This is a genomic window from Candidatus Saccharibacteria bacterium (assembly GCA_017983775.1).
In the GTDB taxonomy this organism is placed as follows: Bacteria; Patescibacteriota; Saccharimonadia; order JAGOAT01; family JAGOAT01; genus JAGOAT01.
Map to the genome: position 1 here is coordinate 1 of JAGOAT010000026.1, position 12,543 is coordinate 12,543.

12 protein-coding genes and 2 tRNA genes are annotated in these 12,543 nt (G+C 39.3%); 4 read left to right on the forward strand and 10 right to left on the reverse strand.

The window, feature by feature from the left end:
• Positions 1-25: 25 nt before the first annotated feature.
• Positions 26-116: transfer RNA gene (locus KA531_03390), tRNA-Leu, on the forward strand.
• 364 nt (positions 117-480) lie between these two features.
• The gene (locus tag KA531_03395) at positions 481-1,020 is read left to right on the forward strand and encodes a hypothetical protein (protein MBP6005916.1); all 540 of its coding nucleotides are present in this window, start codon (positions 481-483) and stop codon (positions 1,018-1,020) included.
• Here KA531_03395 and mrdA read toward each other — a convergent pair.
• The 7 genes from mrdA to KA531_03430 all read right to left on the reverse strand — a co-directional run bounded on the left by mrdA (position 1,017) and on the right by KA531_03430 (position 9,583).
• A complete protein-coding gene (gene mrdA, locus KA531_03400) occupies positions 1,017-2,978 on the reverse strand; it encodes a penicillin-binding protein 2 (protein ID MBP6005917.1) in 1,962 nt (653 codons plus the stop codon). The genes KA531_03395 and mrdA overlap by 4 nt on opposite strands.
• On the reverse strand, positions 2,966-3,454 hold the full coding sequence (mreD, locus tag KA531_03405) for a rod shape-determining protein MreD (GenBank protein MBP6005918.1): 489 nt from the start codon (positions 3,452-3,454) through the stop codon (positions 2,966-2,968). Before mreD ends, mrdA begins: the two co-directional genes overlap by 13 nt.
• Positions 3,454-4,245, reverse strand: coding sequence for a rod shape-determining protein MreC (locus tag KA531_03410; GenBank protein MBP6005919.1), 792 nt, complete (start codon positions 4,243-4,245; stop codon positions 3,454-3,456). The genes mreD and KA531_03410 overlap by 1 nt, the downstream gene beginning before the upstream one ends.
• Positions 4,246-5,298 carry a rod shape-determining protein gene (locus KA531_03415; GenBank protein ID MBP6005920.1) on the reverse strand — a complete coding sequence of 351 codons (1,053 nt, stop codon included), beginning with the start codon at positions 5,296-5,298 and terminating at the stop codon, positions 4,246-4,248.
• Positions 5,299-5,752: 454 nt separating this feature from the next.
• Complete coding sequence (locus tag KA531_03420) at positions 5,753-7,297, reverse strand: hypothetical protein (protein ID MBP6005921.1); 1,545 nt, start codon at positions 7,295-7,297, stop codon at positions 5,753-5,755.
• A 142-nt stretch (positions 7,298-7,439) separates the two neighbouring features.
• Entirely contained in the window at positions 7,440-8,159 is a 720-nt protein-coding gene (locus KA531_03425; GenBank protein MBP6005922.1) for a UMP kinase, read from the reverse strand.
• Positions 8,160-8,176: 17 nt separating this feature from the next.
• Positions 8,177-9,583 (reverse strand): cation:proton antiporter, encoded by a 1,407-nt coding sequence (locus KA531_03430; GenBank protein ID MBP6005923.1) that lies wholly within the window; start codon positions 9,581-9,583, stop codon positions 8,177-8,179.
• Positions 9,584-10,073: 490 nt separating this feature from the next.
• Between KA531_03430 and KA531_03435 the strand changes: the two genes are divergently transcribed.
• Entirely contained in the window at positions 10,074-10,454 is a 381-nt protein-coding gene (locus KA531_03435) for a hypothetical protein (protein ID MBP6005924.1), read from the forward strand.
• 55 nt (positions 10,455-10,509) lie between these two features.
• On the opposite strand, the gene KA531_03440 is transcribed toward KA531_03435, so the two are convergent.
• Positions 10,510-11,241 (reverse strand): DNA alkylation repair protein, encoded by a 732-nt coding sequence (locus tag KA531_03440; GenBank protein ID MBP6005925.1) that lies wholly within the window; start codon positions 11,239-11,241, stop codon positions 10,510-10,512.
• A gap of 49 nt (positions 11,242-11,290) precedes the next feature.
• Between KA531_03440 and KA531_03445 the strand changes: the two genes are divergently transcribed.
• Positions 11,291-11,365: transfer RNA gene (locus KA531_03445), tRNA-Thr, on the forward strand.
• Here the strand turns inward: KA531_03445 and KA531_03450 are convergent.
• Positions 11,344-12,210, reverse strand: coding sequence for a ParB/RepB/Spo0J family partition protein (locus KA531_03450; protein ID MBP6005926.1), 867 nt, complete (start codon positions 12,208-12,210; stop codon positions 11,344-11,346). The genes KA531_03445 and KA531_03450 overlap by 22 nt on opposite strands.
• The gene (locus KA531_03455) at positions 12,203-12,535 is read right to left on the reverse strand and encodes a ParA family protein (protein ID MBP6005927.1); all 333 of its coding nucleotides are present in this window, start codon (positions 12,533-12,535) and stop codon (positions 12,203-12,205) included. Before KA531_03455 ends, KA531_03450 begins: the two co-directional genes overlap by 8 nt.
• Positions 12,536-12,543 lie beyond the last annotated feature (8 nt).

The window sequence follows — 12,543 nt, forward strand, 5'->3', positions numbered from 1 at the left end:
GACTTACTCAGTACAATAAACCATTGCGGATGTGGTGAAATCGGTAGACACGCTAGGTTCAGGTCCTAGTGGAGGATCAAAACTCCGTGGAGGTTCAAATCCTCTCATCCGCACCAAGTTGATAGATTGGTAGTAAAAAGTTCCTTGGTCATAAAATACTTTGACTTATCCCCTCTTTGGCATAACAAATATCCTTTCTGTGGTTAAATTTAGTAATCTAACCACATCTTAGCATATTAATTTATTCAGTTCTAGAATAGACTTGTTGTTGATTATATGGGGAGGGGGACATTAAGCCATACTAGCACAAATACTCCAGCAACCATTCACTTCGTTCCCGTTACCTCAATCAAATAAACACTAGAAGATCGCGGACTGTTCGCGACACCGATATGTATTATCTTTAGTATTTCACAGAAACTAATCAATATTATACTATTACTTGACAAATATGTAGTATTAGTTTAGAATACTGATATTATGAATACTAAACACTCTACAAAGCATTCACCAGAATCAGAAGGTAGGAGACGGTACCGACTTAGTGGACTGGCAACATTAGCAATGCTAGTAGCAGCAACTGTTGTGTCTGGATGCTCTGCCAATAACCAAGCTTCAGGAACTTGTTCGTCAAGCCCAGAAGCTCAAGTACCCAAAAGTCAAGAAACCGTAAATACTGACTTGCTTGCTTCTTTTGCAAGGTTCTTGAAAGATAATCCAGAGGCTTTTGACAATCAAGATCCTAAGAAACTTCTTGGGCTGGACTTAGAAGAGCTGGGAAAAGTTAGCTGTGAAGACTTAAAGGATGAAGAAACTAACCAGCTAACCGAACTAGGTCAAAAGCTAAATAATATCCTAATTGGTTATAGGTTGGGCTTGTCAATTGAAGAAGTACTTGAAGCGGATAGGCTGGGGGTTTCAATGGAGACTATACGCAATGGCATGAAATTAGGTATTCCCTATGGAGAAATACTGTTAATGAACGCACCACCCAAACCTACAGCTACAATGTTAGACTAATATGGGTATCGATTATCAGCCCACCAGCTAAGAATTTCCTGGGCAGCTGGTGCCGCAAACTGTGACCCTTCTCCAGCATTTTCGATCATCACTATCATTACAATTTGTGTGTCTATATCTGGTGCCCCAATTGTAAACCAAGCATGAGCCTTTGAACGATTTTGATTGACATCCCCTGACTCTGTACTAGTCTCAGCAGTACCAGTTTTGCCAGCTACCCCAAAAGGTAAATTGGAAAATATGGAGCCGGTAGTACCAATTGATGAGGCTGCCTGGCGCATCCCCTCAAGTACTAATTGTCGATTTGCCTCACTATACAATCCCTCCTGAATTAGTTTTGGTTCTAGTGTCTGACCACCAATCGACTTAACAAAATTCGGCTGATAAAATTTTCCCCCTGCAAATATTGAAGCAGTAGCATATAGCATCTGCAATGGTGTTGCTAGAAGTTCACCCTGACCAATACTAATATTATAACTATCTCCAAGTAGCCAATCCCGTCCAGCTTTAGCCCATTTATCTGGCGTCGGCAAACTACCAGGTGATTCACCAGGTATATTCACCCCTGTCAGTTGACCTAAGCCAAATTTTTGATACCAGCTAGTCAATGCCTCCCCACCAAGACCAACCAACTCCTTATATCCTCCACCGACAATATAATAAAATATATCACTACTAAGAGCCAAAGCTCTGACAACATTGACAGGTCCCAACCCAGCTGGATTCCACCCCTTGAATTGGTAGACTATACTTGGATCATAAACATTCTCTATCAATAATGAACCAGTATCATTATAGGTAGTATTTTGATCTATTACACCAGACTCTAGCCCAGCGAGTGAAATGAGTGGCTTAATAATAGACCCAACTGGATAACTTCCCCCCATCAACCTATTAAACAGTGGATTATTTTGATCTAAAACCAACTTATCATAATCTGTCTGGCTAATCCCTTGATCAAAAAGATTATTATCATAGCTAGGATAATTGACAGCAGCCAAAACCTCTCCCGTATTCGGATTAATAGCCATCATACTTCCTCGATTGCTACCAGCCTTTTGACTATATTTCTCTATCACTTGATAGGCTTTTTCCTGCAACCCTAGATCAAGAGTTGTTACCAAGTCACCTCCATCTACTGGCTCTTGGCTGGGACGGAACCGAATTGGTTTGCCTGAGGCATCCACCTCAAACTGTATCTTTCCATCCTGTCCAGAAAGTGTTTGATTAAACTCTTGCTCCAGACCCAACTTGCCAATAATGTCAGTCACTTGATACTGATCACTATCCTCAAGATCTTCAGCTGTAACTCTACCAGTATACCCTAGGATATGAGCAAACTGTTCAGGATAGAGGTATTCACGACTAGGCCTAATTTCAACTCCGAATCCGGTCAACTTAGTCTCAATTTCCTGTAATGAAATAGCTTGATCTTTGTCGATATTATCAGCTATTACAATAGTCTCTCTCTGGCGCAATTTAGACTGTATCTGATCAAGCTTTGCCTGATAATCAAGTTCGATGATTTGACTGATCAGACCAAGATCAGTTTCTAGCTTATCAGGGTCATCGTCTAATAAACTTGGATTAAGTACCAACTGATATTCTGAGGTATTTTTGAGTAATGGTTGATTATTACGATCAAAAATAATACCTCTCGGTGCTCGTATCAATTGACTTCTCAATCTATTAGTTTGAGCTAAAAAATCCAAATCCTTGGCTTCAATAAACTGCAAATTAAACAACTGTCCAATATACAGAGCTCCAACTAATAGCACCGGAACAAATAATAACTTAAAAAATTTCTTATCTACTTCTTGCTCAATCCTTTGTTCGGAGCTACCAGCAAGTAGCTGACTTGACCAAAGCTCACTATCATTGATCTTTTGTTGAAAACTACTAGACTGATAATCTCGTCCCTGATCATAATGCTCACCAAAGATATTTATTTTCCCCATGACCATCTCCGATGATTTTGGTTACTAATCCAAAAACTGCGTAATGACAATATCAATCCAATCAATAAAAAATCTGATATTAAATTGATCAAAACCCTAAGATAATCAACCCCCCCAATTAGACTCAAATCACTAGCATAGACTACTGTTATTAGTTGGTACAACAGACTGGAGGCAATAACGAGTAATATCAAGCTAAAATTCTGATTGGGATTATTGGCAATTCTTAGACCAAAACCCGCAACAAGACAAATCAAAATCAAAAATGGTGTTGATATCCCGATATTCCAAGGACTATTAAGATCTAGAATTATACCAAATACTAGACAATACCAAACTAAACTACTTAAACTAAAACGCAACGTGAGTATCAAAATAAATATGATCACCAATTGGGGTTGGATAGGGATTAGACTAGGCCAATTAACTTGAATCAGGCTAATCAGTATGCCTATCACAAATAATAATATCTTCACTAGACACCCACGATTACAAATACTGTCTCAAGACTACTGACATCAAAATCTAAATCAATTAATGCTGATTTAAACAGCCCACCATCATCTTCTATCACAGTATTAACCAGCCCAATATTAATCCCCTTTGGTACCAACTGGTTACCCCTGGTAATTACCCTCTCCCCAATCTGAATATTCCCATCCAATGCTAGTTGCCTCAGTTGAACACCCTGTCCAGGCTGACCTTGCAAAAGCCCTATCTCTCGTGATTCCTGGGTTAATCCTGCCAATCGAAATGCTGGATCTGTCAAGAGTACAACCTCTGATGAAGTTTGTCCAGTTGACTCAATTAATCCGATAAGACTACTCCTATACACTACCGCCATGCCTTCGACTACACCTTGACTCTTGCCAATATCAATAGTCAAAGTCTTGCGCAAATTAGTGGCACTCCCACTAACGAGGTTGGCTGATTGTAGCTGCCAATTAGTCTCAGACTGAACATTCAACTGACTTCGTAAGTCACGATTTTCTCTAGCTGCTTCCTCGATATCAATCAGCTGTTGTCTGAGTTCTCCGACTTGATTCCTTAGCTGGTTATTTTCCTCACTGATTTCACCAAGTGAACCAATAATCTCCCAATCCTGGCTAATGTTGGCAATTCTTTTACTAATTGATCCTGAAAGATTATTATTAAATTTTTCAATGCTATATCTAATTGGTGAAAACAAACTAAGATTCCAAATCAACATTAGGCCTGACATGATCAATACGACCAGTATCAGACTATACCTTAGACTTAGCTTCATCTAACTGTACTCTTGCCCTAAATCATTACCGATCAGTACTTGACTGAGATTATCCAAATCATCCAAAACTAGTCCAGTTCCCCGAACGACTGCCCTCAATGGATCTTCACCAATATGAACTGGTATCCCGGTTTCTCTAGCAATAACCTGATCTAAGCCCTTGAGCAAAGCGCCACCTCCAGCCAACCAGATTCCTTGGCGCATGATATCAGAAATCAACTCAGGTGGAGTCTCTTCTAGGGTAATTTTAACACTTTCCACGATACTTCTGACACTCTTGGATATCGCTTCTCTGGCTTGATCAGGAGTAATAATAAGTTCCTTGGGTAATCCAGTGATAATATCTCGCCCTCGTATACTAGCCTCCTCTAGCTTACCAATATTGCAAGCTGAGCCAATACTGATCTTGATCTCCTCGGCAGTTCTTTCTCCTACCAATAAACCAAATTCCTCCTTAGCATAATTGACAATATCATTGGTCAATTCATCGCCAGCGATTCTCAGGGACTGACTAGCCACTATCCCACCTAGACTAATTACAGCTACTTCACTAGTACCTCCTCCAATATCTACTATTATCTGTCCTGTAGCCTCCTGGATCTCTAGGCCTACCCCAATCGCTGCAGCCATCGGCTCCTCAATCAAAAATGCTTGTCTAGCACCAGCATTTGCAGCAGCGTCTATGACTGCTCGTTTCTCAACTTCTGTCACACCTGAAGGAATCCCAATTACGACCCGCGGCCTAGGAAGCAAAGCAAAGTTCTGCTTATGTAATAATTCAATAAAGTGTTTGATCATTTGTTCAGTTATCTCAAAATCCGAAACCACTCCATCGACTAAGGGTCTAGTAGCAACAATATTTGCTGGTGTTTTACCCACCATTTGCTTGGCTTTTTGTCCGATCTCAAGAATTTGTTTGGTCTTTTGATTGATTGCCACTACACTTGGCTCATCGATTACTAAACCCCGGCCTCGTAAATATACTAAGGTGTTGGCAGTTCCCAAATCTATCCCAATATCATGAGAAAACTTACTGAGTAATTTATTTAGCATCTAATCAAGTATTATAACATGTTAATGGTATCAATAGACATGCAAATCCGATTTATAATGCAAAACTAACTCCAATAAAAGCTTTTAAAATTTCAGAGGAATAGCTCCTCTAGTCATCAAGTCAAATTCCTACTAAACCATACTCGATATATTATCTATTTCGCATCATCCTCCGAAGCCCTTCCTTGTATTGTCATCCTCCGATTGTCCGGAGGACAATACGGGAGATCCACCTCTACTGACATTTTGATAATCACTTGGTACCAATGCTGGATCTCCGGTTTTGCCCTTCGGGCAACCCGAATATGACGGGGTGGAGTCATCCTCCAATTGTTCATAGAACAATACGGGGGATCCATCTCATTAATTAGTTAGAATAATACGGACTAATGTGAACCGTTGAATCCGACAATAATCTTACAATAAATAAAAGTCCGATTGATCTGTACTATTCCTAATGGCCAACAAATCTGATATCCGCGGTATTTTGACGCCTTGGTCTAGGTTGAACCTTGACTGAACTAACTGGCAAACTAAACTCTTGCTCAAGCTGATTATTATCTAGATAACTAGTAACCTCTTCTAGGGCATGCCGTTTCTGATAAACCCGAATAATCTGATCAAATATAACTAATATCACTCCGGAGGTGGCAATATTGACTAGTGTAGTAGCCGTAATATCCGTCAATAACTGAGTAAATAAAGCTAATAAGATCCCAACTATACTAAAGTTCCTTAAATAGTTTCCTATTTGTTTAGTCAATAAATAACTCAAACTATAGCCTACTAAACTAACAAACAATATACTATATCCAATATAGGCATTACTGATATTTAGAAGATCAAAGAACTGCAACCCAACAATATAGCTCAAAAGTAGAACTATCACAACCATCTCACTCAAACTTTCAATCTTGATAACCCAAACTAATCCCAAGATAGTGGCTATTATCAGCAAAATCAGGATCCAGGAACTAGTCTGACTATAAAATCCTATAATCAAAGCTCCAATATATGAGATGCTGTATAGCGCCGTGATCAATCTCTGCTTGAGATCAAATTTGGCTGGATCTCTTGACCTTAGATAGGTGGAAATATAGCCAGTAGCCAATAACCCCCAAGCCAAGAATTGCCTAGGTCCAAAGATAGAGATCTTATCAAGTGAAAGGCTCGAAAGACTTTCACGAATTTTGGTAATTGTTTCGGGTAAGAGCAAAGAGAAAGCAGCCAAACTCAATAATCCAAAAACAGCCAATAAGTAGTATTCTGGTTGATAGCTCTTTGGTAATGTCCGACCTAAAATAATAAATACTGCTATTACCAAAAAAATCCACCAGATTGATACACTATTGATTGCAAACCAGCTTATCAGTATTAAAAATAGCAAAATGTAAGCGACAAAATTATAAAAGCCATGACCACGCCAAACAGCAATCAATATGGTCAAGACAAGCATTATCCCGAGAAAAATTAGTTGAGCTGAATAATTACCATGACCGACTTGAGTTTTCCACCACATCAAAGGCAAGAATAATAAGATAACCCCTGCTAGATACTCGAATCCATCAAGAATCAACTGACCAAGACTAATGTCAGCTATAGCCTTGGACTCAGATTCTTGACTTGATTTCAACAATCTATTGTCTTTAGTATCATCCGAAGATTTCTTCTGAAGACTTAATGATGAGTGTTTATTAACGATCTTCGGGTATTGCTTGACTAGTTGGATTGGTTGATCTGTCTGGGCTACTATCTGACCGCGTCCAGCTGTTTTTTCTAAAAACCTAGCTAGATTTATTAATATCTTAGCCTCACGATTGATTGGATCCTTGCCAATCATCTTCCGAATATCACTAGCCAAGATCAGACGAATCCGAGAATCCATTGATTCTATTTGATTCTCAAGCTTTTGCTGTTTTTTGTATAGCACAAACATTACCAGCAAATAAGCTGGTATTACCAGAATTAAAAGGGCTTGGATAAATATTCCTATAGACATACTGATCTTGCCCCCTTAATCAATACTACTGCCATTTCAAAATTAAATAGATATGGCATAATTTTGTTTGTTTTTATTTTAACATAAGCAGGTTAATCTAACAAAAATAATGTAAAACTTGTCCCCAAGAATATTGGACTAGCTACCCTATTAGGGTACCAACAGATTCTCCAAGAATAGCTCTTTGAATTTTGTTTTTTCCTAGAAGATCTAGGACAATGATTGGCAAAACGTTATCCATGGCTAATGAGACTGCTGAATTATCCATGACTCTTATCTGATCATTAGTAATGGCTTCAAGATAATCAACAGTCGGTAAATGCTTAGCATCTGAATGGATCACTGGATCCTTATCATAGACTCCATCAACTTTGGTGGGTTTGATCACTAGATCACAGTTGAGCTCCAATGCAGCCGATACAGCCGCAGTATCCGTAGTCATAAATGGATTCCCCATCCCGCCAGCTACTATCACGATTCTACCCTTTTCAAGATGTCTTAAGGCTCGACGCCTGATATACGGCTCAGCAATACTATCAACCTCCAATCTTGAAAGCAGCCTAGTTGGCTGCCCATTAGCTTCCAATAGATCAGTCAAAGCAGCCCCATTGATAATAGTAGCTAGCATACCCATATAATCTCCAGTTGCTCGATCAATCCCCTTATTGGCAATAGCAGCACCTCGCATAATATTACCACCCCCAGTCACGATAATAATTTGCGCCCTAGTCTCTTTCTCAACCTCTACTAGCTGTTTGGCAACCTGATCGATAAAACCTGGATCTATACCATAACCCCGATTACCAGCCAACTGTTCTCCAGATATCTTGATTAGTACCCTTCTATACTTAGGCTGATTCATTATCTTAGATTATACCACTAATTATTTTCTTGTTTGAGCTTAGTAGCAAAATATTTTATTCCAAATGGTGCTATGAAGGTAGTTACGATTACCATGATCACAATAATAGAAAATACTTCATCATTGATCGCACCCAATGCTTTGCCGGTTGCAGCAAATATCAAGCCCACTTCCCCTCTAGGTACCATTGAGAAACCTACAAGTAATTTACTAGTATTACCCTTTTTGATCACCAACCCAGCAACCATCTTGCTAATTATAGCAAAGATACTAATCACAAATGCTATCAAATATATTCCCGGATCAAGCAATGATCCAAAGTCTATCTGCAACCCGGTATAAGCAAAGAATACAGGTACAAACACTAGTCCCAAATTGCCAATCAAATCCTCAACATGACCATGCTCTTGTTCGTGAACCAGTTGCTCAAGATGCTCTTTGTCCTGATCATCCAAAGTCTTGACTGACTTAAGCTTTCTAGCAATATGAGGGATCTGAAATCCCCTAAAGTGAACTGGATCCAGTAATAATCCAGCCGCGAATGCTCCGACTATTGGTGCAAGTCCGACTAGGCTAGCTAGATAAGCAAATATTAGAGCTATTGATATAGCTAGCGAAAGTTTCATCCCAACCCCATCGTGAATCTTACTAAACAATGTAGAAATTGGTTGAGCCAAGAATGAACCTATCAAGATTGAGCCTCCTAAGAACCCAAATGCTTTAATACTCAGCTCTGCTATTAGTCCAGGTGTCACCTCTCCACCAGAAGCCAATGCTGAAACAATCGATAGGACAATTAAGCCTAGGATATCATCTATCACCGCAGCACCCAATACTGTTTGGGCTTCCTGGCTCTTAGAAATACCAATTGCCTTAAATACTGAAGCCGTAATCCCCACGCTAGTTGCCACCATTGATGCACCCAAGAACAGATGTGCTGTCAGGGACTGGTCTCCAAAAAATATTGGTGCTAATACCCAAGTACCTAAAACAAATGGAGTCACTACTCCAACTATCGCTACAATAAAAGCAGTCAAACCCACCTTTTTCATCTCTGCAATGTTGGACTCTAGGCCTATCTGAAATAATAAGATCACAGCACCTAGCTCGGCTACAAAAGCAATCACTTCACTCCCCCTGATATCCCCAACAATTCCTAGTCCAAAGTATCCGAGAGCTGACAAAGCAATCCCAGTAGCCAATTCACCAATCACTGAGGCCTGTCCAACTTTTTCAACAATCTGTCCAATCTTAGCTACCAGCAAGATGAGTGCTAATAGCAAAAACCCTTTTGCCAAGTCACCGTGACCACTAGACTCTGCTGATTCACTTGCTATCACTAGACCCGGTGTCATCACTAGAAGAGCAAAACTGGCATACTTGTACCTTGATACTGTATTTATTATTTTTTTAATAAATCCCACTATTACCTCACTTTTTAAATTTTAACTAACATTAGTAGAATATACAGCTAGGGTTATTAAATTGCAAGCCAGAATGGTATAGCTTACTTTGAATTATCTAAAAGTCTTTATTACCCTTTGGGTTACTTGAGTATTACAAAATCAACTCCTTATAGTTTTCAGTTTATTTGGCCTTGATCTAATCCTATTACCACCTAAAGATTCTGTTACACTTTAAGATTATATTCCATATTTTCTATCATCCTCCGGCTGTCCGTAAGACAATACGGGCGATCCATTTCTACTGAGATTTAGATAGTCTTTTGATGTAAAATGCTAGATATCCATAAATCCCTGTGGGATTTATGGAATATGACGGATGATACCCCATATACTGCCAGGACAACAATTCTAGATCCATAATCTATCATCCAAAACAAACAGGTTTTATTTTGAACGGATATATATGTTATACTTAGATCATAAAGTAAAATAACTAACAAGGGGAAAAATGGAAAGATTAAGTCTCAAAGAAACATTGATAGATGGATTATCAATAGCTATCATTACTAGTTTTATCCTAAACTTGATCCGAATAGCTATTGAGTGGCTAATGACTTGGGAGTTTCAAGCCATCAATATCTTTACAGTATCTATCTGGTCAATTATTGCCAGTATTTCTGGAGCTTTACTGGTATTTGTCTTATCTAGACTTTTTATTCGCTATGTTTGGAGGTTTAATCTGATTTTCTTCTTGGCTTTTGTAATTGCAATTGCTACCTTATTATTCGGAGAATACTCCAGGGACTACAAAATCTTTCTAGCAATCATCCTGATAATCGGTACTTGGCTAATCCAAAGCCTCTTTACTCGACTATATCGACTAAATTAGGTTGTTGAGACAATAATCTCATGCCAATTTACAGTGGGCTATATCTCAATAATACCTAATAAAGGCTTAAATAAAATTTTCTTTTATCAGGATTGAATCTCTCAATCGCATAACGTAGCATCGTCCTCGGCATCCGTCCAGCATATTGATTGAGAAAAATCTCCAGCCTTTCTTGATCAAATTTACCTGACTCCCTCAACATCCAACCAACTGCTTTCTGGATTAAATCCTCAGGATGACTGATCAAGATCCTGGATAGTTCAAAAGTTGGTTCCAACTCCCGATGACGGATGAAGGCAAGTGTTGTGACAATTGCAATCCTGTTTTTCCAAAGATTCTCCCTAATTGGCTCTAGATTTGCGTAATGATAAAGTAGCTCAAGATCTTGCCTTCGCCAAAGATAATCCCCAAGTAACTTATAGCAACTATTATCCACGAGATCCCAATTGTTGACCTGGTCAATACGTAAAAGATAAAAATCAATATAATCCTGTTGTAGCTGATCACTGACTGATTTGGTATGGTATTTTTCTATCAAGATTAGTAGTCCAGTCATGCGATATTCATGGATTGGGCTATCAATCAATCGTCCTAGTTCTACAAGTCCCAACTCACGAAAGCGTTTTGCTAATTTGCGCTGAGATGGTACGCTGATCCCGATGAACTGATCATTCTCCGCATAGCCCCCTTTGTTTGTTTTAAAAAACGTCTTGCTCCTATCCGCCCTCTCTTTATCTGCTAGTAGATTCAAGTTTTTTATAATCTCTTGGTAATCTGTGCTAGTCATTGCAAATTTGGAGAAATTGATAATTATCTGTTAAAATTTAATTTACCAAGCCCAAGTAGCTCAGTGGTAGAGCGCATCCATGGTAAGGATGAGGTCACGAGTTCAATCCTCGTCTTGGGCTCCATCTAATGAATCTAGGATTCGATCTAGATCTTCTTGTGACTCATAGTTAATTACAACTCGACCCCTTTTGGCCGCAGTAGCTTTGACCTGGATCGCTAGACCAGTCTTGCTACTCAAAGATTTGACCCGATCAGTACTGAGTTTGATCTGACTAATAAAGTTTTTGCTGGATTTCTGTTCAGACTTGCTGGACTTGGTCTTTACTAACTTCTCAACATCTCTGACTGACAGTTTCTTATGTAAAATCTCAGCTAAAATATAGAGCTGATCCTTGGTCGAATCTAGACTTAATATAGCCCTAGCATGACCTTCTGAAATATGCCCCGACTGAACTGCATCTTGAATCTCTTCTGGAAGCCTCAACAACCTAACCATGTTGACTACAGTTGACTTAGCCTTGCCTAGTCTCTCAGCTATCTGTTGATAATTAAGATGATATTTATCAATCAGTCTCTGGACTGCCTTAGCATATTCAATAGCAGTTAGGTTTGACCTCTGAAGATTCTCTACAATTGCTAGCTCTAGCCTCTCCTCATCTTCCACCTTGCGGACTACGACAGGTACCTGGCCAAGTCCAGCTATCTTGGCAGCCTGCAATCTTCTTTCCCCGGCAATCAATTGGTAGGATTCTCCAGTATCTTGGACTATCAGCGGCTGGATTATTCCATGTTGTTTGATTGAAAGCGCCAATTCTTCAAGCTTATCTTGGTCGAATTTTCTTCTAGGTTGATCTGGATTGACCTTGATCCTTCCCAAATCAAGCTCCATTACTTCTTGGGTGTCAAATTGCTCAATATCAGTCTTGATTAATGCTGATAAACCTTGACCTAAACGATTCTTAGCCATACAACCTCTCTCTCACTTCTTTTGCTAATTTCTTATATAGTCTAGCACCTTTACTAAATCTATCATACTCAACAATCGGTTTAGCAAAACTTGGTGCTTCTGCCAATCGAACATTTCTCGGAATTATCGTCTTAAACATCTTGCCCTTTAGGTTGACTTCCAATTCGTGTTTGACCTGTTGACTCAGGCTCAAACGTGAATCATACATGGTCAAAACGACTCCCAGAAGACTCAGTGAATGATTCAAGCCCTTCTTGACCTGACTAACAGTATCTAGGAGTTGACTCAGGCCTTCCAGGGCAAAAAATTCTGCCTGAACTGGTATCAATATAT